This window comes from Streptomyces sp. NPDC041068 (assembly GCF_040647455.1).
Lineage (GTDB): Bacteria > Actinomycetota > Actinomycetes > Streptomycetales > Streptomycetaceae > Streptomyces.
On sequence record NZ_JBEZCG010000015.1, the window covers coordinates 40,341 to 64,419 of the forward strand.

18 protein-coding genes are annotated in these 24,079 nt (G+C 71.6%); all 18 read left to right on the plus strand.

The genetic code is table 11. From position 1 onward, the window contains the following. Positions 1–14 precede the first annotated feature (14 nt). The 18 genes from AB0B50_RS31235 to fabG all read left to right on the plus strand — a co-directional run bounded on the left by AB0B50_RS31235 (position 15) and on the right by fabG (position 24,041). Positions 15–1,022: a TauD/TfdA family dioxygenase gene (locus tag AB0B50_RS31235; protein WP_362339150.1), complete on the plus strand. Its 1,008-nt coding sequence runs from the start codon at positions 15–17 to the stop codon at positions 1,020–1,022. Positions 1,023–1,246: 224 nt separating this feature from the next. Further along, positions 1,247–1,996: a TauD/TfdA family dioxygenase gene (locus AB0B50_RS31240; RefSeq protein WP_362339151.1), complete on the plus strand. Its 750-nt coding sequence runs from the start codon at positions 1,247–1,249 to the stop codon at positions 1,994–1,996. Between the two features lie 14 nt (positions 1,997–2,010). Further along, on the plus strand, positions 2,011–3,396 hold the full coding sequence (locus AB0B50_RS31245) for an asparagine synthase C-terminal domain-containing protein (protein ID WP_362339152.1): 1,386 nt from the start codon (positions 2,011–2,013) through the stop codon (positions 3,394–3,396). A gap of 66 nt (positions 3,397–3,462) precedes the next feature. Next, positions 3,463–4,245 (plus strand): enoyl-CoA hydratase/isomerase family protein, encoded by a 783-nt coding sequence (locus tag AB0B50_RS31250; RefSeq protein ID WP_362339153.1) that lies wholly within the window; start codon positions 3,463–3,465, stop codon positions 4,243–4,245. Further along, positions 4,242–5,684, plus strand: coding sequence for a class I adenylate-forming enzyme family protein (locus tag AB0B50_RS31255; protein WP_362339154.1), 1,443 nt, complete (start codon positions 4,242–4,244; stop codon positions 5,682–5,684). Before AB0B50_RS31250 ends, AB0B50_RS31255 begins: the two co-directional genes overlap by 4 nt. Beyond that, positions 5,681–8,803, plus strand: coding sequence for an AMP-binding protein (locus AB0B50_RS31260; RefSeq protein ID WP_362339155.1), 3,123 nt, complete (start codon positions 5,681–5,683; stop codon positions 8,801–8,803). Before AB0B50_RS31255 ends, AB0B50_RS31260 begins: the two co-directional genes overlap by 4 nt. Then, complete coding sequence (locus tag AB0B50_RS31265; RefSeq protein ID WP_362339156.1) at positions 8,796–12,620, plus strand: amino acid adenylation domain-containing protein; 3,825 nt, start codon at positions 8,796–8,798, stop codon at positions 12,618–12,620. Before AB0B50_RS31260 ends, AB0B50_RS31265 begins: the two co-directional genes overlap by 8 nt. Before the next feature lie 47 nt (positions 12,621–12,667). Further along, on the plus strand, positions 12,668–12,916 hold the full coding sequence (locus AB0B50_RS31270; protein ID WP_362339157.1) for an acyl carrier protein: 249 nt from the start codon (positions 12,668–12,670) through the stop codon (positions 12,914–12,916). Next, positions 12,913–14,058, plus strand: coding sequence for a hydrolase (locus tag AB0B50_RS31275; RefSeq protein WP_362339158.1), 1,146 nt, complete (start codon positions 12,913–12,915; stop codon positions 14,056–14,058). Before AB0B50_RS31270 ends, AB0B50_RS31275 begins: the two co-directional genes overlap by 4 nt. Positions 14,059–14,069: 11 nt before the next feature. Further along, positions 14,070–14,840, plus strand: a complete 771-nt coding sequence (locus tag AB0B50_RS31280) for a TauD/TfdA family dioxygenase (protein WP_362339159.1) — start codon at positions 14,070–14,072, stop codon at positions 14,838–14,840. Beyond that, positions 14,840–16,309, plus strand: a complete 1,470-nt coding sequence (locus AB0B50_RS31285) for an MFS transporter (RefSeq protein ID WP_362339160.1) — start codon at positions 14,840–14,842, stop codon at positions 16,307–16,309. The genes AB0B50_RS31280 and AB0B50_RS31285 overlap by 1 nt, the downstream gene beginning before the upstream one ends. A 30-nt stretch (positions 16,310–16,339) precedes the next feature. Then, positions 16,340–17,545, plus strand: coding sequence for a cytochrome P450 (locus AB0B50_RS31290; RefSeq protein WP_362339161.1), 1,206 nt, complete (start codon positions 16,340–16,342; stop codon positions 17,543–17,545). 43 nt (positions 17,546–17,588) lie between these two features. Next, positions 17,589–18,917, plus strand: a complete 1,329-nt coding sequence (ccrA, locus tag AB0B50_RS31295; RefSeq protein ID WP_362339162.1) for a crotonyl-CoA carboxylase/reductase — start codon at positions 17,589–17,591, stop codon at positions 18,915–18,917. Positions 18,918–19,518: 601 nt separating this feature from the next. Further along, complete coding sequence (locus AB0B50_RS31300) at positions 19,519–20,496, plus strand: LysR family transcriptional regulator (protein ID WP_362339163.1); 978 nt, start codon at positions 19,519–19,521, stop codon at positions 20,494–20,496. A 45-nt stretch (positions 20,497–20,541) separates the two neighbouring features. Further along, positions 20,542–20,814, plus strand: a complete 273-nt coding sequence (locus tag AB0B50_RS31305) for an acyl carrier protein (RefSeq protein ID WP_362339164.1) — start codon at positions 20,542–20,544, stop codon at positions 20,812–20,814. Between the two features lie 29 nt (positions 20,815–20,843). Next, positions 20,844–22,076 (plus strand): beta-ketoacyl-[acyl-carrier-protein] synthase family protein, encoded by a 1,233-nt coding sequence (locus tag AB0B50_RS31310; RefSeq protein ID WP_362339165.1) that lies wholly within the window; start codon positions 20,844–20,846, stop codon positions 22,074–22,076. Further along, complete coding sequence (locus tag AB0B50_RS31315; RefSeq protein ID WP_362339166.1) at positions 22,076–23,170, plus strand: beta-ketoacyl synthase N-terminal-like domain-containing protein; 1,095 nt, start codon at positions 22,076–22,078, stop codon at positions 23,168–23,170. Before AB0B50_RS31310 ends, AB0B50_RS31315 begins: the two co-directional genes overlap by 1 nt. A gap of 124 nt (positions 23,171–23,294) precedes the next feature. Further along, the gene (fabG, locus tag AB0B50_RS31320; RefSeq protein WP_362339167.1) at positions 23,295–24,041 is read left to right on the plus strand and encodes a 3-oxoacyl-[acyl-carrier-protein] reductase; all 747 of its coding nucleotides are present in this window, start codon (positions 23,295–23,297) and stop codon (positions 24,039–24,041) included. The last annotated feature ends 38 nt before the right edge of the window (positions 24,042–24,079 follow it).

A 24,079-nucleotide genomic window follows, 5' to 3' on the forward strand; every position in this document is an offset into this window, starting at 1 on the left:
CTGGAGACAGCGCAATGACAACGGTTGACGAGCCGACGGTGGTCGACGCCGTTCCCGACGGCTGGGACCTGGCGCTCACCGAGGGCCGGATCCCGGTCCTGCGGCTGCCGCAGGCCGCGGCCCCGGCCGCCGCGGACCTGCCCCGGGCGGAGATCCGGGCCCTGCTCGCCCGGCACGGCGCGGTCCTGGTCCGCGGCCTCGGCCTGGCCTCGCCCGCCGATCTGGCCGCGGCGGGACGGGCGTTGGGCGTGGTCACCATGGCCGAGCGCGAAGGCTTCACCAGCCGTCAGGCCCACGGCGACGACGTCTACTCCGCGTCGGACTGGCCCTCCGAGGACCAGCTCTGCATGCACCACGAACTGAGCTACGCCGCCGTGGTGCCGTCGACCGCCCTGTTCGGCTGCCTGCGCGCACCGCGCAGCGGTGGCGTCGCCGCCGTGGCCGACGGGGAACGCGTCCTGGACCTCCTGCCGGCGGCGCTGGTCGAGCGCTTCGAGCGCGAGGGGTGGCAACTGGCCCGCAATTACCTGGAGTTCGGCTTCTCCTGGACCGAGGCCTTCGGTACCGACGACAAGGACCGGGTCACGCGGTACTGCGCCGAGAACGCCGTCGACTGCACCTGGACCGAGGACGGCGGCCTGCGCACCCGCCAGCACCGCGCCGCGGTGCTGCGCCACCCCGCGACGGGCCGGCGGGTCTGGTTCAACCAGGCCGCGTTCCTGCACGAGTCGTCCCTGGACCCCATCATCCGTGAGCACCTGGAGGAGCTCTACGGAGTCGAGGGCCTGCCCTTCCGGACGCTGTACGGGGACGGTGACGGGGAGACCATCCCCACCGGCGTCGTCGACACCATCAACGAGGCCTACGGAAGCGCGGGGCTGAGCGAACCCTGGCAGGACGGCGACCTGTTGGTGGTCGACAACCTGCGGATGGCGCACGGTCGCGACCCCTACGAGGGCGAGCGCGAGATGGTCGTCCTCTTCGGCGACCCGGTGCGCCTGGTGGGCGCCGATCCCCGCTGACGTACGCCCGACCCGACCCGACCCGACCCGACCCGACCCGACCCGGCCCGGCCCGGCCCGACCCGGCCCGGCCCGGCCCGACGAGTCGCGTCGGCGCCTTGATGAGCCGCGTCGGCGTCTGTCAGTCCGCTGTCAGGGGTGTGCGTCAGCATCCCCGCCATGGCCGCACGAGGGGGACGGGTACGACCGATCACGGAGGGGTGAAGATCATCAGCACGCATCACATGGCAGACATCGCGCGTCGCGCGGTGTGCACGTCCAAGGATCCCGGGGAACTGCGCGACAGGCTCGACGAGTGCGGGTTCGTCGTTCTCACGCCCGACAGCCTGGGTGGCCGGACCTTCGACGAAATCATGCTGGGCCTGGGTGATCCCGTCGAGTACCACTTCGGCACCAAGCTCACCCTCGAACCCCAACAGGACTCGGGCAACGTCCAGTTCACGACGCGCGGCATGCCGCTGCACGTCGACGCGGCGTTCAACGAGGGCCCGCCGGTCAAGTACATCGGGATGCAGTGCGTGACGGCGCCCGACGGGGGCGGCGAGACCCTCGTCGCCAGTGCCGCCGCGTTCTTCGCGCACGCCCCCGCCGATCTGGTCGAGATCATGGAGGGCATCGTCATCGAGTACCGCAACCGGATCTCGGGCTACTACAAGGACAGGGCCGAGGGGGACCACCCCCGGGTGGCGCCCGTGCAGAGGGACCCCGAGACCGGCGAGAAGCGGATCGTCGTCGGCCTCACCGACCCGGACGACCCGCAGCGCACCCACGACGCGCTGGTCGTCGGCTGGACGGAGGAGGAGAGCGCGCGGCTGATGCAGAGGATCAGCGACGCGCTGCACCAGCCGAGCGTGCTCTACGCCCACTCCTGGCAGGTCGGCGAGGTGATGATCCTGGACAACCGCAAGCTCGTCCACGGTCGCGCCGCCTTCCCCGGCCAGCCCCGCAAGATGGTCCGCCTTTCGGTTTCCTGAGGTCTGGGGACGACATGGACAGCTTCCCTTCGCTGCTGCTCGACATCCGCAACCGGCCCGGCGGCGGCCTGGAGACGCGGCTCGGCACCGCCGGCCCCCGGGAGACGGGGCGGCTCGTCGTCGAGGAGCTCGACCGCTCCTGGCCGCTGCCCTCCGGCGGCGCCGACAGCTGCAACACCATCGAATGGACCGGCGACCGGGTCGTCGTCCGTACCAGCAGGCAGAACCCGACGATCCTGTACTACTGGGCCGAGCCCGGCGCGGACCGCGTCCTGATCGGGACCGACCTCGCCGAGGTGACCGCGCGGGTCCTCACCGACTTCCTCACCGACTCCGGGCCCGAGCCCGACCGAGCCCGCCGTCAGGCCCGCGCCGTCCGCGACTCCGTACGGAAGATCGGCGGCGGCAGGATCGTCACCTTCGCCCGCGCCTCGGCCGGGACGGCGGTGGAGGTCACCGAGCAGGTCGCGCAGACCTGGCACGCCTCTCCCGTCATCGGCGAGACCGCGATGGAGGCGGGGGACCGGCAGATCGAGATCCTCTGCCAGGAGATCGTCACCGCCGGTGAACCGGGGCCTGTCACCGCCGTGGTGTCCGGCGGCGTCGACTCCGGGCTCGTCGCCGCCCTCGCGAAGGAGGCGGGGATCCTCGACCACCTCGCCACGCTGGGCACACCGTGGGGCAACGAGTACGCCGCCGCGGACGAACTCGGCGCCCACCTGGGGATGCCCGTCCAGCATCTCGACCTGTCCGAGGAGGACATCCTCCGGGCGATCCCGGAGACCGTGCGCATGCTGGGGCGCCCCAGCCGGGAGGCCGTCGCAGGGGGAGTCAACCTCGTCGCGGTCTACCAGCAGGGGCGGATTCCCCGGGGAACGGTGCTGACCGGCGTCGGCGCCGACTTCATCAACTCCGGTCTGCGCGTCGAGGCGGGGCCCGTCCCCGATCTGCGGAAGGCCGTCCGCGAGTGTCTCGAAGGCGCCGCGCTGGCAGGGGAGTTGTCGGGGATCTCGGCCGCCGCGCACGGCTACGTCCTGCGGCACATGTACTGGAACACGCCCGTCATCCAGGCCGCTCTCGACACGGTGCCCGGCGTCATGCGCCACCGCGACCGCGAGAAGGGGCACATGCGGCTCGCGGCGACACGGATCCTGCCGGACGCCATCGCCTGGCGTCCCAAGCAGGCCCTGCACCACGGCAGTGGTGTCGAGGCGAACCTGGACGGAGCCGTCGCGCGCCTCATCGGCGTACCGACCGTCGACGTCGAGCGGTTCTACGACCTCGTCGGCCTGGAGCTGGTGGAGGCGCTCGCCGCGTCGCCGCACGAGCCCGTCGACTCGGACAAGTGCCTGGAGGCCGCGATATCCGCCTACAACCGCGCCAACCGTGACAACCGCTGACCGCACCCGCGATGAGCTTTCGCGATGACCTTTCGCGATGACCTTTGAGGAAAGGGGAGTTGAGACATGGCGCTGATCGACGTCGTCGATGTCGACCGGACGAGGGTCCTGACGCTCGCGCACGAGAAGCCGACCAACCCGTTCGGCAAGGTGATGGCGGAACTCTTCATGGAGATCATCCGTGAGGCGGACGCCGACGACGGCGTCGACGCCATCGTGGTCAGCGGCGGCCACGACCGATGTTTCAGCGCGGGCGGCAACTTCAACGAGGCCCGTCGGCTCGCCACGGACGAGGCGGTCAACGACACCATCGACTGGTGCAGCGACCTCTATCTTTCGGTCCTGGACACCGGCAAGCCCACGGTCGCCGCGATCGACCGGCACGCGATCGGCCTCGGCTTCCAACTGGCCATGATGTTCGACTGGAAGGTCATGTCGACCCGCGCGGACCTGGTCATGCCGGAGCTGGAACACGGCATCGGCGCGTCCATGGCCGCCACGATCCTTTCGACCTCCGTCGGCTACGACATGGCCCGCCACGTCGTCATGTCCTGCCGGCCCATCGCGCCCGAGACCGCGCTCGGCCTGCGCCTGGTGGACGAGACGTGCGAGCCCGAGTTCCTGCTCGACCGTGCCATGCAGCGGGCCCGGCGCATGGGCCGGTACCCGAAGGTCGCCTTCTCCGCGACCAAGCGCGTCCTCACGAACCCCATGCGGTCGGCCCTGGAGAACTCCCGCGAGGACTCCAAGGCGGTGCACCGCGCGACGTTCGGCGCCAAGGCGATGCACCGGCACTTCGACAACGTCCTCGGAACGCACGACCACGAGGCCGCGAGCGCCACGTCATGACCGGCGCCCCGGTCTACGCCGCCCTGCGCGCCGTCGCGGAGGCGGCCCCGGACGCTCCGGCGATGGTCGGCCACGACGGCACCGTGACCTCGTACGGCCGACTGCTCGAAGCGGTGGACACCCACGCGGAGTCGCTCGGCGGCGCGGCCGGGGCCAGGCCCGTCGTCGGCCTGGCGGTGGACGATCCGCTCACCTTCGTCGCCGCCTACTTCGCGGCGGCCAAGGTCCGGTACGTCGCCGTACTGCTCGACAGCAGGGCGACGCCGGAGGAACAGGCGCGTCTGGCCGCCAAGTTCGACCTGGACCTGCTCGTGGGCGAGGGGGGCGTCGAGCCGGTCGCCGGCGGCTCGGGCGACGGCTCCCGCAGGCCCCACGCCTACCGCCCCGACGACTTCGTCGTGCACTGCACCTCGGGCTCGACCGGCGTGCCCAAGGGCATCGTCATGAGCCAGGCGGCAGTGATGGAGCGCGTGCGCTCCTGGTCCCTTGAAGGCGAACTCACCTCGTCCGACGTGGTGTTGTGCGCCCTACCGCTCTGGCACGGGCACGGCATCGACGTCCTGGCCCTGCCCACCTTCCTGAACGGCGCGAAGGCGGTCTTCACGCGCGGCGGACAGCTGACCGCACGCGGCCTCGCCCGGGTGATCCAGAAGCACGCGGTGACCATCGTCAGCGGGCTCCCGGTGATGTACCAGATGCTGGTGGCGGCGGACGGCGTCGACAGGGCGGCGCTCGGCTCGCTCCGCCTCGCCCTCACCGGCAGCGCGCCCATCAGCGCCGACACCCAGGCCCGCTTCGGCGAGCGGTTCGGCCTGCCGCTGCGCCAGGGGTACGGGCTCGGCGAGATCGGCATCATCACGTACGACGCCAAGAACACCGGGCCGGGGACGATCGGCCTGCCCATCTCGGGCATCGACTGGCGGTTCGATCCGGGCGGCACGGACGGTACGGACAGCACGGACGGCGGCTCCGAGCTGCTGGTCCGCGGGCCCGCGCTCGCGCGCGGGTACTACCGCGACCCCGAGGCGGAAGCGGCCATGTTCGTGGACGGCTGGCTGCGCACGCACGACCTCGTCGTGGCGGAGCCCGACGGCTGGTTCATCCGGGGCCGCAAGTCCACGTTCATCAACGTCACCGGCAACAAGGTCGCGCCGATCGAGGTCGAGACGGCCCTGCGCGCCTGCGAAGGCGTCGCCGACTGCGCCGTCGTCGGGCTGCCCGACGGCGAAGGCGGCGAACAGATCGCCGCCCTGGTCGTCGGCGACGCCACCTGCGACCCGAACGCGGTCCGACAGCAGATGGGTGCACGGATGCTCCCCTATCAACTCCCGCAGAAGTACGCCTTCGCCGCGTCCCTTCCCCGCACGCCCGTGGGGAAGACCGACTACGAAGCGGTGAAGCGGGTCGTCCGGGGCGGCGCCGGGGCGCGCACCTCGTGACGGCCGTCGAATGGCAGGGCCGACAGCTCGCCCACGCCCAACTGGACTCCGCCGTCGCGGAGTTGGCGAGCCGCCTCGACGCGCTCGGCGTGGCCCGTGCCTGCGTGCTCGTCATGGGTCCGCTCTCGCCCGCGTACGTGGTGGGACTCCTCGCCGCGTGGCGCGCCGACGCGGTGCCGGTGCCGGTGGACGCCGGGCTGACCCCGGACCAGTACGCGTGGCTCGACGGCAGGACCCGCCCCGCTGTGGTGATCAGCAGCGACGTCACCCCGGTGGAGCTGTACCGGGGGACGGGCGACGGCACGGCCGAGATCGTCCTCGACGCGGCCACAGGCGGGGTCGTCATCGACTCCCTGCCCGAAGTGCCCGGTCGTGTAAGGAAGTTCCGGGACGCCGACGCGGGCTACGTGATCCCCACCTCCGGCTCGACGGGCGAACCCAAGGCCGTGGTGGGCAGCCACCGGGGCCTGGCGGACTTCCTCGGCTGGTTCCGCGGCGAGTTCGAGCTGAGGGCCGCCGACCGGGTCGCCGCCATCACCCGCGTGAACTTCGACCCCTCGCTGCGGGAGCTCCTGGGCGTGCTCGGCGTCGGCGGAACGCTCGTACTGCCGCCCGTGGACGCCCAGTTGGACCTGTCCTGTCTCGCAGGTCACCTGGTCGATAGCCGCCCGACCGCGGCCTTCCTCGTGCCGTCGATCGCCGCGTGCCTCGCCCGCGAACCGCGCCTGGCCGAGGCGGGACTGCCCGAGCTCAGGCTGCTCTTCTTCGCCGGTGAGGTGCTCGGCCGACGGGTGGTCGAGGAGTGGGCCGCGCTCGCGCCGAACGCCGAGATCGTCAACCTGTACGGCCAGACGGAGGCCACGCTCGCCCAGCTGTACCGGCGTGACGTCCAGCGTCTCCCGTCGGACGGCGGCGAGGCCTGGTCGACGCCCGTCGGAAAGCCGCGCCCCGGCGTCGAGTTGACGGTCGCCGAGCCCGACGACGGAGGCATCGGCGAGGTCGTCCTCGCCGTCGAGGCTCCGGCGCTCGGGCTGCTGCGCCGCGCGTCCGAGGACGACCGCGACGGCCATGACGGCGACCGCGACGGCCATGGTGTGCACCGCGTGGACCCGTTCCCCGCGCCGCTGCCGACCGGTGACCTCGGCTTCCGGCGCGACGACGGCGACGGCGACGTGGTGATCCTCGGTCGCCGTGACAACGACATCAAGTTCGGCGGCCGACGCGTCTCCTTCCACGGCTTCGTCGACGCCGTCGAGGCCCTGGACGGCGTACGCCAGTGCGTCGTCGTGGACCGCGAGGGGCCGCAGGTGTTCGTCGCGGCCGCCGAGGAGGGCGGCCCGGAGTCGTTGCGCACGGCGGTCCTCGCCGAGGGAAGGAGCAGGGGCCTGCCGAGGTTCGCCCTGCACGTGCGGCCGGACCTGCCGATGCTGCGCAGCGGAAAGGTCGACCGGCGCGCGCTGCTCGACTCCCTCGACGCACCGACCGCCGACGGCGCGGACGACGAACCGGTGGGCGGCACCGGGTCGTCGGGGACCGAGCGGTTGCTCCGCGAGGTGCTGGGAGGCGAGGGCGGCGCGGGTAGCGAGGGTGGCGCGGGTAGCGAGGGTGGCGCGGGTGGCGCGGGTGGCTTCACCGAGGCGGGCGTCTCGTCGCTCGACCTGGTCACGGCCGTCGCGAGGATCAGGCGTGCGTACGGGATCCAGCTCACCGTCCAGGAGTGCTTCGGCCTGCGGGACGTGCCGTCGCTGGCCCGCGAGATCGACAGGAGGCGGCGCGTCCAGGGCGCCTCCGCCCCGGCGCGGACCGCTCGGACCGCTGGGACCGCCGGGACCGCCGGGACCACCGAGGAGGCGCCGGCGACCGCCGCGCCCCGCACCCGCTACCCCCTCTCCACGCGCCAGGTCGGCTACCTCCGCATCTGCATGCCCAAGGGCAACGGCAACTGGTGCAACCTCTCCCGCGAGATCAAGCTCGACGAGCGCGCCTCCGCGGCAGTCGTCGAGGGCGCCCTGCGCACCCTGCTCGCGCGCCACGACGCGCTCGGCCTGGCCCTCACCGCCGACTGGCACCACCAGACCTTCACCGCCGCCGCGGACCTGTCCTGTCCGGTCGCCGTCGTGGACACCGGCTTCCCCGTGGACTCGGCGGCGTTCCGCGAGAGCGTGCAGAAGGCCCGCGCGGAGGTGGTGTCCCGGCTGATCGACCCGACGGCACCACCGCCGATGCGGGCCGTGCTCGTCCAGGGCACCGACGGAAGTTCGGTCGTCCTGGTCGTCCACCACCTGTTCGTGGACGGCCTGAGCATGGACACCCTGACCGGTGAGCTGGACGCGCTCCTTACCGGACGTGGCCTGGACGCCGGAGTGCTTCCGGACAGCTACCGCGACTACTGTCTCGCCACGGAGCGCTCGGAACTGCCGAACGAGTCGACCGCCTACTGGCGCAAGCTGCTCGACGGCGTCACCCAGGCCCGGCTCCCCGAATCCGCCGAGAACGGCGGCCCCCAGGGCGAGTTGCTCTCCCTGCCGCTCGGCACGCTGTGCACACGCGAGGTGCACCGGATCGCGCGGGACCTCGGGGTCTCCGCGTTCACGGTCGTGCTCGCCGCGTTCGAGCGGGCGGTCGCCGACACCTTCGGCTTCGACCGGCTGCCGATCGTCGTCATCAGCCAGAGCCGCGGGGAGACCGGCACCGAGACGGTCGGCATGTTCACCACCACCCTGACCGTCCGCGGTCCCGGGGAGGCGTCGCTGCGGGCCAACACCACTGAGTTCGCATGCCAGTTGACCGAAGGTGCCGTGCACAGCGGCTGGGAGTTCGACCAGCGCGTCGACGACCTCGGCCTGGGCGGCGGCGACTGCTTCCCGCTCTCCACGGTCCTGTTCAACCAGCGCCCCATGCCGCGCGACCTGCGCGCCCGCGACCTCGGGTCGTGGCAGCCGCGGGCCCTCGGCCGGGCCCTGCCCTACCAGCTGCAGGGGGAACTCCAGATGTCCGGTGCCGAGTTGGTCGTGGCCTACTACTACCGGAAGGGCATCGTCGGCGGCGACGAGATCGCCCGCGTCCACCGCGGACTGCTGCGGACGATCCGTACGGGGGAGGGGGCGCCCCGTGCCTGACCCCTCGGCCTTGCGCGAACACGAGGCGGCGGCGTATCCGTTCGGGCCCATCCAGCGCGCCTACCTCGTCGGCGACCAGGACGGCCTCGAACTGCGCAGCCCCGCGCGCTACTACCTCGCCTGCGACGTGGACGTCTCCCGCGTGGACGGGATCCAGGCGCGGCTGGACCGTCTCGTACGCGAGAACCCGGTCCTGCGCCTGAAGGTCGGTGACGACCTGATGCCCGAGCCGGTGGCGGCAGCCGACGCGACCGTCTCCGTGACCCACCTGTCGGCGACGGAGGACTCCTTCGACGCCCTCGACGCCGGTGTGCGCGAGGAGTTCCGCTCCGACGGGCTCGCGTTCGACGCCTGGCCGCAGCTGAAGGTCACCGTGGTGCGCTCGCCCCGCAGGGCCAGGCTCCACCTCGTCTACGCGCTGTGGCTGATGGACGCCGCGTCGCTCACCGACTTCCTCGAAGCGCTGGTCGCCCCCGGCGCCGGGAGCGGCACCACCGCACTCGCACCCGCACCCGTACCCGCGCCCGCCGCGAGCCGTCCGGGAGCCCGGCGGCGGGAGCGCGACGAACGCTACTGGCGCGCGGTGGCACAGGATCTCCCGGAGGCCGCGCAGGCGCCGCTGCGGCCGGGCTGGCGGCAGTCGGGCCGCGCGGTCGCTCACCGGATGCTGGTCGTCGACGCGCCCACCGCGACCGCGATCGCCGAGCGGGCCCGGCTGCACGGCCTCACCGTCCCGATGGTCTTCCTCGGCGTGTACGGGGCGCTGCTCGGCGCGGTCGGGGGAGACAGGGCGCACACGATCACCGTCGTGCACTCGCAGCGGCAGCAGGTCGGGGCAGGGTCCGCGATCGGCAACTTCGGCACCACCGTCCCGCTGGCGGTGCCGGAGCGCGCGGGGCGCCGCTTCGTCGATCTCGCGCGCGAGGTGCAGGGCCGCTTCCTGGAGCACGCGCTGCACCCGTCCCTCAGCGGCCTCGACATCGCGCGCCTGGCGGACCCGTCCGGCGACCGGCGGCGCCTGCGGTACCCGTTCGCCTTCACCTCGGTGGAGCTCGACAGCGGGCGCGAGGCGGCGGCCGGGCTGCGGCGCGTGTGGGACGGCATTCAACTGCGCGTGCCCCAGGTCCTGTTGGACCACCAGGTCGGCATCGACGCGGACGGCAGCATCCGCCTGGGCTTCGACTGGCGCACCGACGCGTTCGACGACGGGTTCGTGGACGCCTTCATCGACGACTACGCCCTGACCGTCGCGCAGTTGGCGGAGGGTGAGGCGGGCTGGTCCGGGGCGAGCGAGCCCGTCGGGCCGGTGGCCACCACGATGCGCCCGCCCCGGCCCTCGTCCCCGCCCGCGCCCGGCGCCGAAACGCTGCACCAGCGCTTCCTGCGCACCGCCGAGCGGCTGCCCGACGCGACGGCGGTCCGCGACGAGGACGGCGACCTGACCTACGCCGCGCTGGTCGAGGCCGCCACGGACCTGGCCGAACGTCTGGTGGCGGCAGGAGCCGCCCCCGGCGACCACGTGGCGGTCCACCTCAAGCGCGGCCGGGCCCAAGTCGTCGCCATCCTGGGGGCGTTGCTCGCCGGATGCGTCTACATCCCGCTGGACCACGGCCTGCCCGCCGGGCGTCTGGACCGGATCACCCGCCAGGCCCGCCTGCGGTTCGCGGTGACCGAGGCGGAGGAGGGCGACACCGACGCCTGGCGAGGGCGCGGGGTGTGCCCCGTCACGCGCGCTCCCGGCCCGCGACGGCGGACCCCGCTGCCCGCCCCGGACGCGTCCGAAGTCGCGTACGTCATCTTCACGTCGGGGTCGACGGGGGAGCCGAAGGGCGTGGTCATCCGCCACGGCGCGGTCCTGAACACCGTCGACGCGCTCAACGACCTGATCGCCCTCGAACCGTCCGACAGCGTCCTGTCGGTGTCGTCGATCGGCTTCGACCTGTCGGTGTACGACGTGTTCGGCCCGCTGCTCGTCGGCGCGACGGTGGTGCTGCTCCCGGAGGGCGCCGCGCGGACCCCGTCGGCGTGGGCGAGGACCGTCAAGGACCACGGTGTGACGGTCTGGAACTCGACCCCGGCCCTCGCCGCGCTCCTCGCGGAGGAGGGCGGCGCCCTGCCCTCGCTCCGGTCCTACCTGCTGAGCGGGGACTGGATTCCGCTCCAACTGCCCCCGGTGCTGCGGGAGATGTCCGCGGGGACCGATGTCATCAGCCTCGGCGGCGCGACCGAGGGGTCGATCTGGTCGATCCACCACCGGGTCACGGCGGCCGACGGCGCGGGCCGCTCGATCCCGTACGGGAGGCCTCTGCCCGGCCAGGACATCCTGGTCCTGGACGCGCACGGCAGGACCTGCCCGGACTGGCACATCGGCGAGATCCACATCGCGGGCGAGGGCGTCGCCGACGGTTATCTGAACGATCCGGAGCGCACCGCCGACGCGTTCGCCGTCCACCCCGAGCACGGCTGGATCTACCGGACCGGCGACCGCGGCCGCCGCGGCCCGGACGGCGTCGTCGAGTTCCTCGGCCGCGCCGACAGCCAGGTGAAGGTGAACGGCCACCGTGTCGAGCTCGGCGAGATCGAGGCGCGGCTCGACGCCCTGGAGTTCGTGCGCTCCTGCGCCGCGTGCGTCACCGGGAACGGCAGCGGCATCGCCGCCTACGTGACGCTGTCGGCGGACGCGCCCGCCGCCTGGCGTGAGCGGTGCATGGCGGGGCTGAGGGACGAACTGCCCGCGTACATGGTCCCGTACGCGCTCGTCGCCCTCGACGAGATCCCCCTGACCGCCAACGGCAAGATCGACCAGCGCCGCCTCGCGTCCGTGCCCGCGGCCGCGCCCGTGGCGTCGCCGGAACCGGAGCCGCGCGGCAGGGGGCCGCACGTCCAGGAGGTCGAGTCCTGCTGGGCCGAGGTCCTCGGCCGGGCCGCGGGGCGTGAGGGGTTCTTCGAGAGCGGCGGCAGCTCCGTCGACGCGATCAGGCTGCTCTCGCTGCTGCGCGGCAGATACGGGTACGAGGTGCCGTTCGGACGGTTCCTCGCCGACCCCACCGTGACCGGCCTCGCCGGGCTGTGCGGGGCCGCGCGCGGCGTGCGGAGCTCCGCGGTGTGGAGCTTCGCCCCGCGCTCGGTGGCGCGGCCGCGGGGCCGCGTGGTCCTCTTCCCGCCGGTCGGCGGCGGCGTCGCGTGCTACGCCGAGCTGATCCGGGGCCTGCCGGGTGATGTCGACGTCCACGTGATCGGCTTCGATCTGCCTCTCGTGCCGTTGCGGGCAGGCGAGTCGACGCTGCCCGAGGCCGCGGAGGCCTGCCTGCGGAGCCTGCCGCCCGAGGCCGCGGAGGCGGGCGTGCCCTGTGTCTTCGCCGGCTGGTCGTTCGGCGGTGCGCTCGCCGTGGAGGCGGCGCGGTCAGCGCCGTACCCGGTGGCCCGGGCCGTCGTCCTCGACACCCCGGTGTCGGGCTCCGCGCGCCACTGCGCGGACGGCGAGGAGGCGATGCTCGACGGCTTCGTCGGCGACGTCCGGGAGGCGGGCGGCGTGGCCGTGGCCGCGGCGGACGTCGGCGGCGACCCGGCCCTGCGCGACAGGTTCGCGGTGTACCGCCAGAACATGCTGCTGCTGCGGAGCTGGCGGCCGCGCCCCTTCACGACGCCGCTCGTCGAGTTCCGTGCCGCACGGCGTCCCGCCGAACCGGACCCGGGCGCCTGGCAGTTGTGGGCGCCGAGGGTCCGCACCGTCGAGGTGGCCGGAGGGCATTTCGACGTCCTCGCGGCAGAGAACGCGCGGCGTGTCCGGGACGAGATCGAGAGGGGATTCCAGTGAACGCATCACACGCATCACACGCATCACACACATCACACGCATCGACGGTGTCCGAGGCGGTCGCCGACGAACTGGCCGGGCAGGGATACCGGATCGGTCCCGACGAGTACGAGAAGGACCTGATCGGTGCCGGGGTCAACTCCGTGAGCCTGGTCCGGCTCCTGTCCGACCTGGAGGAGCGGTTCGACGTCGAGTTCGAGGGCGCCGAGCTGTTCCGTGAACCGGTGACCGTCGCCCGGCTCACGGAAGTGATCCTCGCCGGCACGGTGGCTCGCGACGCGGAGGGGGCCTCATGACGCCCGCTTCGTCCCCGGCCCCGTCGCTCGCGGACCACGCGCCCCGTATCGCCGCCCTTGCGGGCGAGCACGCCGTGCGCAGCGAGGCGGCGCGCACCCCGCACCCCGACGTGATCGACGCGGTGGTCGCCGCGGGCTTCGCCGCGCACTTCGTGCCGCCGCCGTTCGGCGACCCGGCCCGCACGTTCACGGAGCTGAAGCGGGCCGCGGCCGTCATCGGTGCCGAGTGCCCCGCGACCGCGTGGTGCGCGGTCCTCGCCACGCTGATGGCCCGCACGGCAGGACACCTGCCGCCCGAGGGACAGAAGCGGCTCTGGGGCAAGGGCCCCGACACGCTCATCGCGGGCGGCGTCACCCCTCGCGGCAACGCCTCGCCCACCGAGGGAGGCTGGACGCTCTCGGGATCCTGGCCCTCGGTGACGGCGGCCGAGCACGCCGACTGGCTGCTCCTGACCGGCGTGGTGCACGAGGGCGGGACGGCGGGGCCCCGCGTCTTCGTCGTGCCGCGCTCCGCGGCCCGCGTCGAGAAGACCTGGGACGACATCGGCATGCAGGCCACCGGCAGCCACACCGTGGCCGTCGACGAGGTCTTCGTCGAGGAGCCGATGACGTTCCCGCTCGCTCTCCTCGCCGAGGTGGACGACCCGCGGCCCGGCCACGACGACCGCCCGGTGCCGCTCCTCGCGGTGAACACCTTGCTCTTCTGCCTGCCGATGCTCGGCGCCGCCCGCGGCGTACTGCGGCGCTGGACGCGGTCGGTCGGCGACAAACTGCACGAGCGCCAGGGCGAGTTCGACCCCCTGGTCGCGCACTACGCCGATGTGTTCGCCCGCAGCTCCAGCGAGCTGGACGCCGCCGAACTCGTCCTCGACCGCGTCGCGCGGCTCGTCGACACGGCCGAGCGCGTCGACCGCGCGGACGTGGCGCGCAACCAGCGGGACTGCGCCTTCGCGGCGGGACTGCTCGTGGACGCGGTGGACCGGCTCATGCGGGCGTCCGGTTCCAGCGGGCACAGCACCGGCCGTGCCCTGCAGCGCCTGTGGCGCGACATCCATACGGCGGGCGCGCACATGGCCCTCCAGTTCGGCCCGGCGGCGGCGCAGTACGCCCGCGAGTTCCTGCGTTCCGACACCGCACAGTGAGGGGCACCGGCATGGGCACCACCACGGACATGCGGCACCTGGCCGCCGACGCGCGGTGCGACCGCGGTCCTTCCTCGCCGTACCTGGAGAAGCTGGAGCGGTACGGCTTCGTCGTACTGGAGCCGGGCGAGGGGGAGCAGCTGCCGCTGGAGGACATCATGGCCCCGCTCGGCGCGCAGGTGTCGTACGGCTTCGGGACCCAGCTGGTCCAGGAGCAGCGGCCGGGCACCGACAATTCCCAGTTCCGTACCGGCGCGATACCGATGCACGTCGACGGACACCTCAACGCGAACCCCGTCTCCTACGTCGGCCTGGAGTGCCTCGAAGCGCCGTACGAAGGAGGGGAGACGCTCGTCGCGAGCAGCAGCGCCTTCTTCGCCGCCGCCCCCGACGCCCTCGTGGCGAGGCTGCGCTCCCTCACCATCGAGTACTGGTCGAGGGTGGCGGGCTCCGGCTTCTACGTGGAGCGGCCCGAGGGGAATCCCGTCGTGGCGCCCGTGCAGGTGGACCCGGTGACCGGGGGAGACGCGCTGTGCGTCGGCGTCGACTACCCACAGGACCCGAGCCGCAACTTCGGGGCGGCGGTGGTGGGCCACACCCAGGAGCAGAGCCTCGAACTCTTCGCGGAACTGGCCGAGTTGCTGGCCCGCCCCGAGGTCATGTACGCGCACGAGTGGCGGGTCGGGCAGGTCCTGGTGATGGACAACCGCCGGGTCGTGCACGGGCGTTCGTCCTATCCGGTCGATGCCAGGAGGAAGATCCTGCGCATCTCGGTGGGCTGATGAAGGACGCCACCCTGCCCCCGGACCCTGCCCTGCCCCCGGAAGCGGCCCTCGGCGCGGGCTCCCCCCGGCTGCGCACCGGGATCGTGCTGACCGTCCTGCTCGCCTGCCAGTTGATGATCATCCTCGACGGCACCGTCATGAACGTGGCGCTGTCCCGCATCCGCAGCGATCTGCACTTCAGCGCCACCGGACTGTCCTGGGTCGGCAACGCGTACACCCTGGTCTTCGGCGGGCTGCTGTTGCTGGGCGGCCGGGCCGGCGACTTCCTGGGCAGGCGCCGGGTGTTCCTCGCGGGCGTGGGCGTGTTCACCGCGGCCTCGCTGCTCGGCGCTCTCGCTCCGACGGCCGGGTGGCTGATCGCCGCGCGCGTCCTGCAGGGCGTCGGCGCCGCGATGGCGGGTCCCAACGCGCTCGCCCTGCTGACCTCGATCTTCACGGAGCCGAAGGCCAGGATGCGGGCCCTCGCGCTCTACTCGGGCATGGCCGGGGCGGGCTTCGCCATCGGCCTGATCGTGGGCGGCGTCCTGACGCAGTGGCTCGGCTGGCGTTCGGTGCTGTTCATCAACGTCCCCCTGGGCGGCCTGGCGGTCGTCCTCGCCGCGCGGTTCCTGCCCGCCGTTCCGCGCCACCCCGCCCGGCTCGACCTGCCGGGCGCGCTGACCGCGACCGCCGGGGTGGCCGCCCTGGTGTACGGCTTCCACAGCGCGGCATCGGACGGCTGGGCGAACGCGACGACGTGCCTCTCGCTCCTCGCGGGGGCGGGCCTGGTCGGCGTGCTGATCGCCGTCGAGAGGAAGGCGCCGCAGCCGCTGCTTCCCCTGCTCCTGTTCGCCGACCGCAACCGCGCGGCCGCCTACGCCAACGTCTTCGTCGGCTACATGGCGAGCATCCCGATGCTCTTCTTCCTCTCCCTGTACATGCAGGACGTCCGCGGAGCGAGCCCACTGGAGACGGGCGTGGCCTTCCTGCCCGCGGCCGTCCTGATGTTCGTACTGATCCAGTGGGTGCCGCGGCTGCTCAAGCGGGTCGGGCCCAAGCCGGTCACCCTGACCGGCTCCGCGTGCCTGGTCGCCGCGCTGCTCCTGCTGACCCGGCTCACCGAGGACACCGGGTACTTCCCGACGGTGTTCCTCGCGGCGGTCCTCATGGGGTGCGGCACCGGCCTGGCCCTGATGCCGCTGAGCGTGATCGTCATGTCCGAGGCGCCGCCGAGCGTCGCAGGCGCGGCGGGCGGCACGCTGCAGACCATCCAGCAGACCGGCACCGCGCTCGGCCTGTCCGTCCTGGCCACGGTGTTCGGCGTGGCCTCACGGGACGCGACAGGGTCACCGCGGCAGCTGCTGGTCACCGGCGTCACCGCCGCGTTCGCGGCCGCCGCCGTGATGGCCGCGCTGACGTTTGTGGGTTCGCTCGCCTTCCGCCGGGTGGCGCGTGGCGAGAGACCCGTCCGACCGAGCGATTCCTGAAGGCAATGCGTGGCTGAGGAGGCTGCCCAGATGTCCGTCGATCCCGTACACCGGCTGTCCGAGGATTTCTTCCAGGACCCCCACTCCGTCTACCGCGAGTTGAACGAGCACGGCCAGGTCCACCAGGTGGAGTTCCCGAGCGGCATGCGCGCCTGGGTGGTCACCGGATACGACCTCGCCAAGCGGGTGTTCGCCGATCCCGCCATCAGCAAGGAGCTCTACGGCTCGGCGGGCGAGATCGCGCAGGCCAACGCGAACACCGTGCTGCGCCTGGACCCGCCGGTGAACGACCACATGCTCTACCGCGATCCCCCGCACCACACCCGCCTGCGGAAGATCGCGATGAAGGCCCTGTCCAGCGCGGTGGTCCGTGACTTCACCCCGCGCATCGAGGAGATCGCCGAGTCGGTCCTCGACGAGTTCGCGGGCCAGGACTCCGTCGACCTCCTGACGACGTACGCCTATCCGGTCTCGGGCTCGGGGATCTGCGAGATCATCGGCATCGACGCCGCCGACCGCACCAAGTTCCAGGGCTGGCTCGCGACGCAGATCTCCACCGCGGACACGGACGTGAAGTACGCCGCCGCCATGGAGTTCGAGGGGTACGTCCACCGGCTCTTCGACGAGCGCAGGGAGAAGGCGGGCAACGACCTCATCTCGGAGCTGATGAGCCCGTCCGCCGACGGCGACCGGCTCGACCAGGACGAGATCCTGGCCATGGTGAACGCGATCCTCCTCGGCAGCGTCGGGACGGTCGCGGGCCTCATCGGCAACGCCGTGCTGATGATGACGACCCAGCCCCACCTGCAGGACGAACTGCGGGGGGACCCCGAGCTGATCCCCGCCTTCCTGGAGGAGACGCTGCGGTACGAGAGCGCGGGCAACCTCGCGTCGCCCCGATTCACCACGCAGCCCCTGGAGTTGGGCGCGCACACCATCGGCAGCGGTGAGGTCGTCCTCGTGGCGGCGGCGGCCGTGAACCGGGACGCGCAGCACTTCGACCGCCCCGACGTCATGGACGTGCGGCGCGCGGAGAACCGCCATCTGGCCTTCGGGTACGGGATCCACCGCTGTCCGGGGGCCGCCCTCGCGCGGACGGAGGCCCGCATCGCGATCGCCGCCCTGCTGAGGCGCTACTCCGACATCTCCCTCGCGGTGGACATCGAGGAACTGCGCTGGCAGGAGAGCCTGATCGCCCGGACGCTCCTCTCGCTCCCCGTCCGCCTGGAGAAGTGAAGCGCGGCCCCGACGGACCCTCAACGGAAAGGAACGAGTACGCATGTCCGATCTCTCCCGAGCCGTGGTGGACGGGGCGTCGCCCGAGGTCCTGGAGCGCCTTGTCGTCCCCGAGGAGTACACGGCCGCGCATTTGCGCATCGAGGATGTCGCCGCCGCGTCCGGCGCCGAGGAACGGGACGTCAGGGATACGCTCCACGTCGGTCCCGTGCCGATGCCGGAACTCGCCCCTGACGAGGTTCTCGTCGCCGTCATGGCCGCGGCCCTGAACTACAACACGATCTGGTCGGCGAAGTTCGAGCCGATCCCCAGCTTCACTTTCCTGCGGCATTACGGAAAGCAGGGCGGCTGGGCGGCACGGCATGATCAGCCGTTCCACGTCGTCGGCTCGGATGCCGCCGGAGTCGTCGTACGCGTCGGCACCGGAGTGCGCAACGTACGCATCGGCGATCACGTGGTGGTGGCGACCGCGCATGTGGACGACCAGGATCCAGTCACCCACAACGACGGCATGCTGGGCGCGGAACAACGGGCCTGGGGATTCGAGACCAATTTCGGCGGGCTCGCCCATTACGCCGTCGCGCGGGCCAGCCAGGTGCTGCCCAAGGCGCCCCATCTGACCTGGGAGGAGGCCGCCTGCAACCCGCTCTGCGCGGGCACCGCCTACCGCATGCTGATCAGTGAGCGCGGCGCCAATATGCGGCAGGGCGATGTCGTCCTCATCTGGGGAGCGGTCGGCGGACTCGGCGGTTACGCGGTGCAGTTCGTGAAGAACGGCGGCGGAATTCCGATCGGCATTGTCAGCTCCGACGCCAAGGCGGAGATCGCGCGGAATCTCGGCTGCGAATTGGTGATCGACAGGCGCGAGATCGGTGAGATATCCGCGGATCCGGACGTCACGGTGAAGGCGGGCAAGCGCCTCGGTCAGATCATTCGCCAGGAGATAGGAGAGGACCCCAATATCGTCTTCGAACACGTGGGGCGCGAGACGTTCGGGGTGTCGGTCTTCGTGGCCAGGCGCGGCGGCACGATTGTCACCTGCGGGTCGAGCACCGGCTATCAGCACACCTTCGACAACCGTTATCTGTGGATGCGCCTGAAGAAGGTCATCGGAAGTCACGGAGCGAATCTCTACGAGCAGTGGCAGACGAACCGCCTCATCCAGCGCGGGCGGATTTCCCCGATGCTGTCCAAGGTGTACCCCCTGGAAGCCGTCGGCGAGGCGGCCCACGCCATTCAGATGAATGAACACCTGGGGAAGGTCGGTGTGCTCTGCCTTGCGCCGGAGGCCGGCCTCGGCGTGACGGACCCGGCGCTGCGGGCGCAGTTGGGGCAGGAGCGCGTGGCCCCCCTTATGTCCGACTTCGCGTGAACCTCAATATGTAGATCCACAATTGCCCCGCCCGATGAACCGTCGCAATTTCGGGCGGGGCGACCCTTGCGCCCCTGATCGATCATCTTCGGCCATCACGAAATGTTCATGATCGTGAACCCGGTCGCGTGCCGGGGTGGAAAGTGCCTGATGGTGCCGTAGTTATCCCTGTGGTCGGCCGTGCCGTCGATGCAGTTGAAATGAGACAAGTGGTAAGTTAGCTTCCGTTTAATGCTTGCCGCCCCCTGTGTCCGCGAATTGAATCTCGCGGAAAGTGGCCGTTGAACCTAGAACCGGATTTCATAATTCCGGAACACCGGTTCTCACCTGTGGTTCGATATCCCCATAGAGGGCGCTGGGGCGCGAAAAACAAGCGGAGGCTTAGCTTCATGCAACAAAACGGGGGACGTGGTTCGGCGATCCTGGGCCGGACGCGCGTGAACGCCTGCCCGGATCCGGGCGAGTGCGTACGCGCCATGCGACGAAGGCGGGGGACACCTGGAATTCCACTGGTGTCCTGACCCCGGCCACAATCGCCTGTCAGTCTGCCGCCGTTGTCGCCATCGACTCACGTCGACTGAATCACAAGATTGCAAGGGATATGGATCTGGAACTGAGGCATGCCCGGATTGTGTGGATCATCTCCGAGGTCGGCAGCATATCCAAGGCGGCAGGTTCGTTGAATCTTCCACAGCCAAGCCTCACCACTCAATTGCGCAGGATCGAGAAGATGCTCGGCGGCGACCTCTTCGTCAGGTCGCGATCGGGCATCGTGCCGACCACGCTGGGCAAGCGCCTGATCCCCATGCTGGCGCGCCTGGTCCAGCAGGCGGACGAGGTGACCAGTGAGGCGGCCGCGAGCGTCGCGAGCACGCTGCGCTTCGGGAACACCGAGTGGACCCCGCCGACCCTGCTCGGGGCGATCCAGGCCTCGTTGACCACCATGGACGTGGAGACCGAGACGCTCGCGCCGGCCGCCGCCGTCGACGCGGTGCACGGCGGGGCGCTCACCGTGGCCATGATCCCCTGCTCGACGACGGTCGCGCCCGACTACGTACGCCATCCCGACCTGGACACCACCGTCATCTTCAGGGAACCGATCTGGCTCGCGGTGTCGCGGGGGCATCCGCTGGCCGACCTCCCCTTCGTGGACGGATCCCACCTCGCGGAGCTCAACTGGGTCCACTACTCACGGGACCACTGGTTCCACGAGGTCGAGAAGGACCTGCTCGGCCAGCTGGGCCAGGCCGAACTCGGCGGATCGCACCACGTCGACGGGCACCACGAGGCGATGAACTGGGTCAGGGACACCGACGCCGTCGCCCTGACGCCACCCACCGGTGCCACCGGCGACGTACGGCTCGTGCCCGTCCGTGACACACAGAGCATCGAACTGATGCTGGTGTGGCGCAGGGGCGCGGTCGCCAAGGAGACGCTGCGGCGGCTCGTGGAGACCGTGCGGCGATACTACTGCGGATATGCCCGCACCATCCCCGGCTACTGGCCCTGGATGACGCAACACCCGTCCGACTTCCCCGAGTTGGGCACCTTCCTCCCGCTGCCGAGCGCCTCCGGCTGAGGAGCTGTCAGCTCGCTGTCAGGGCCGTCCGCCAGCATCGCAGGTATGACTACAGCGAAGCAGGTGGACGCCGACAGCCGCGCCACCATCAAGGGAATCATCTGCGACATCCTGGAGATCGACCCGGATGAGATGACCGACACCAGTCGCTTCAAGGAGGACCACGAGGCCGACTCGATGGGTGCCATCGAGATCCTCTCCCAGCTGGAGCGCGCCTTCGGGATCGACATCGACCAGGCCGAGTTGGCCCGCATGGTCAATCTCGACGGCGTCGTCACCGTCGTCGGCGAAGCCATGACGGCCAAGGCGTCCCAGTAGGTATCGGCCCCGGACGACTGGAGCACAGGGTGTACGACAGCGACCACGGGCCGCGTCGCGTGGTGATCACCGGGCTCGGTGCGGTCACCAGCATCGGGCTCGGCGTCACGGCCTTCCTGGACGGACTGCGGTCCGGACGCAGTGGGGTCAAGCCGATCACGGCCTTCGACACAACCGGTTTCGCACACGCCAACGGGTGCGAGGTGACCGACTTCGATCCGGCGGACTGGATCCACCGCGTCGATCCCGCGGAACTCGGGCGGGCCTCCCAGTTCTCCGTCGCCGCCGCGCGGATGGCGGTCGAGGACGCGGGGATGGACCTGGCGGAGTTCAGGCGGCGCTCGGCTCTGGTCTCTGTCGGCACGACCGACGCGGAATCCCGTGATCTCGACGCGCTCGTCGGGGTCCAACTGGAGGACGGGCCCGAGCAGTTGTCGCCCGTCGTGGCACGGCGGGCCCAGGCGGGCCGGCTGTCCAGCGGCATCGTCCGCGAACTGGGCCTGACCGACGTCGAGGCCCTGACCATCCCCACCGCCTGCGCCGCGGGCAACTACGCCATCGGCAGCGGCTACGACGCGATCCGCGAGGGCGACGTCGACGTCGCGCTCTGCGGCGGCGCGGACGCCGTGTGCCGCAAGACCTTCACCGGGTTCTACCGGCTCGGCACGATCGCCCCCGAGGTCTGCCAGCCCTTCGACAAGGACCGCAAGGGCATCCTGACCGGCGAGGGCGCGGGCATCCTCCTGATGGAGAGCCTGGAGTCCGCGCGGGCCCGCGGCGCCCGCATCTACGCCGAGGTGCTCGGCTACGGCCTCAACTGCGACGCGCACCACCCCGTCGCCCCCGACCAGGACAGCCTGGCCCGGTGCATGGAGGTCGCGCACCGCAACGCCGGGGTGAAGCCCGAGGACATCGACTTCATCTCCGCGCACGGCACGGGCACGCGGGCCAACGACGTCACCGAGGCCGGCGCGATCCGCCAGGTCTTCGACGCGCCCCCGCCCACGATCTCCATCAAGTCCATGATCGGCCACTCCATGGGCGCCGCGAGCGCGCTCGCCTCCGCGGCCTGTGCCCTCGCCCTGACCGAGGGCTTCATCCCGCCCACGATCAACCACCGCGAGACCGACCCGGAGTGCGGCCTCGACTGTGTGCCCAACGAAGCGCGGGCCACCGAACTGAACGTGGTCCAGAACAACGCGCTCGCGTTCGCGGGCAACAACGCCGTGCTCATCCTGGGCCGGTACCGGGAGGCCGCGTGATGTCCGAACTGGTCCTCTCCGCCTGGTCGGTGGTCTCCGGATACGGCGTCGGCAGCGCTCCCTTCAGCGAGGGCATCGGCGAAGGGCGCAGCGCGGTCGGTGACCTCGACCGCGACGCCTGGCCGGGCCCCTTCGACCGGTGCGGCCTGGTGCCCGACTTCACCGCACGGGAGTACGTGGGCAAGAAGGGCACCCGGACGATGGACCGCGTGACGGCGATCGCCGTCACCGCGGTGGGCCGTCTCCTCGCGTCCTGCGGCGACGAACTGACCGCGCGGCCCGAGCAGGTCGGCCTCGTCCTCGGCACCGGCTTGGGCAGTGTCCAGAGCATCATGGACTTCACCCGGGACGCCCTGACGAACGAGCGCCCCTACCACGTCGACCCGGCCCGCTTCCCGAACACGGTGATGAACCGCGCCGCGGGCCAGAGCGCCATCTGGCACGGCATCAAGGGCCCCAACACCACGGTTGCGGGCGGCTGGCTGACCGGCCTGCTCGCCCTGAGCTACGCGGTGCGGCTGCACCGCGGCGGCCACTGCGCCCGGGTGCTGTGCGGCGCCGCCGAGGAGTACTCCACCCAGCGCGCCTGGCTGGAGTGGCACGGCCGCGGCGCCGAGGAGCAGTCGACGCCGCTCGGCGAGGGCAGCGCCGTGTTCCTGATGGAGACCGCCGACGACGCCCGCGCCGCGGGACGCGAACCGCTCGCCCGCATCCTGGCGACACGGTTCGGTGCGTACGCCGAACGGAGCGACGCCCAGCAGGCGTTGGCCGACTGCGTCCGCGGGGCGCTCACCCGCGCCGGTGTGACCCCCGAGCAGATCCGCCTGGTCGCCCCGCTCGGCGCCGACGGCAAGCTCGCCGCCCTGGAGGAGGCCGGCGTCTCGGACGCCCTGGGCGCCGCGGAGCCTCAGTGGCTGCGCTGCCGCCCGCTGCTCGGCGACACCTCCGCCGCCTCCACCAGCCTGCAACTGGCGGCGGTGCTCGCCACCGCGGGCGAGTCAGGGCTCGCGCCGGGCGAAGCGGCGCTCGTCACCGGCATCGACCGGGACGGAACCGTCGGCTGCGCGGTGCTCGGCGGCGCCGACCGCGGCTGAGAACACCGCGGCTGAGGGGGTACGGCAGGGCCGTACCCCGGTCAGCCGTGCCCGGGTGAACCCATGCCGTGCGCTTGGTGAACCCATGCCTTGCCCCTTGTGAACCCATGGAGAGGAAACACGCATGTCCGCAACCGAACCACGTGTCGCGCTGGTCACCGGAGGGTCCCGGGGGATCGGCCGCCATGTGGTGACCCGGCTTGCCGAGGACGGCTACGACGTGGCCTTCTGCTACCAGTCGAACAAGGAGGCCGCCGACGCCGTGGCCGAGGAGGCCACCGCCGCGGGGGCCCGGGTGTACGCGGCACAGGTCGACGTGGCGGGCCACCGCGACGTACGCGACTTCGTCCGTGACAGCGAGAAGGCGCTCGGGCCGCTGCACACCGTCGTCTCCTGCGCGGGCATCGTGCGCGACAACCCGCTGGTGATGCTGGCGGAGGCCGACTGGGACGCCGTGCTGCGGGTCAACCTCGACGGCACGTACAACCTCTGCAAGGCGGCGGTCTTCTCGATGATGAAGCGCCGCGCGGGCTCGGTCGTCACCATGTCCTCGGTCGCGGGGGTGTACGGCAACGCCACCCAGACCAACTACTCGGCGACCAAGGCCGGGATCATCGGCTTCACCAAGGCGCTGGCCAAGGAGTCAGGACGCTACGGAATCCGCGCCAACGCCGTCGCGCCCGGCTTCATCGCCACCGACATGCTCTCCGAACTCAGCGAAGAGCACACCAAGAAGATGACGGAGCGGATCCCCCTCGGCCGCTTCGGCCGCCCCGAGGAAGTCGCCGACCTCGTGTCCTTCCTCGCGTCCGACCGCGCCACGTACATCACGGGCCAGGTCTTCGGCGTCGACGGCGGACTCGTCGTCTGAGCCCCGCTGTCCCACCGTCCCGCAGAGACAGAAGGGAA

Coding starts and splice junctions, on each gene's coding strand:
- AB0B50_RS31300 (WP_362339163.1), top strand. CDS start 19,519: ATGGATCTGGAACTGAGGCATGCCCGGATTGTGTGGATCATCTCCGAG.
- AB0B50_RS31305 (WP_362339164.1), top strand. CDS start 20,542: ATGACTACAGCGAAGCAGGTGGACGCCGACAGCCGCGCCACCATCAAG.
- AB0B50_RS31250 (WP_362339153.1), top strand. CDS start 3,463: ATGGCGCTGATCGACGTCGTCGATGTCGACCGGACGAGGGTCCTGACG.
- fabG (WP_362339167.1), top strand. CDS start 23,295: ATGTCCGCAACCGAACCACGTGTCGCGCTGGTCACCGGAGGGTCCCGG.
- AB0B50_RS31235 (WP_362339150.1), top strand. CDS start 15: ATGACAACGGTTGACGAGCCGACGGTGGTCGACGCCGTTCCCGACGGC.
- AB0B50_RS31280 (WP_362339159.1), top strand. CDS start 14,070: ATGGGCACCACCACGGACATGCGGCACCTGGCCGCCGACGCGCGGTGC.
- AB0B50_RS31240 (WP_362339151.1), top strand. CDS start 1,247: ATGGCAGACATCGCGCGTCGCGCGGTGTGCACGTCCAAGGATCCCGGG.
- AB0B50_RS31255 (WP_362339154.1), top strand. CDS start 4,242: ATGACCGGCGCCCCGGTCTACGCCGCCCTGCGCGCCGTCGCGGAGGCG.
- AB0B50_RS31275 (WP_362339158.1), top strand. CDS start 12,913: ATGACGCCCGCTTCGTCCCCGGCCCCGTCGCTCGCGGACCACGCGCCC.
- ccrA (WP_362339162.1), top strand. CDS start 17,589: ATGTCCGATCTCTCCCGAGCCGTGGTGGACGGGGCGTCGCCCGAGGTC.
- AB0B50_RS31315 (WP_362339166.1), top strand. CDS start 22,076: ATGTCCGAACTGGTCCTCTCCGCCTGGTCGGTGGTCTCCGGATACGGC.
- AB0B50_RS31245 (WP_362339152.1), top strand. CDS start 2,011: ATGGACAGCTTCCCTTCGCTGCTGCTCGACATCCGCAACCGGCCCGGC.
- AB0B50_RS31290 (WP_362339161.1), top strand. CDS start 16,340: ATGTCCGTCGATCCCGTACACCGGCTGTCCGAGGATTTCTTCCAGGAC.
- AB0B50_RS31285 (WP_362339160.1), top strand. CDS start 14,840: ATGAAGGACGCCACCCTGCCCCCGGACCCTGCCCTGCCCCCGGAAGCG.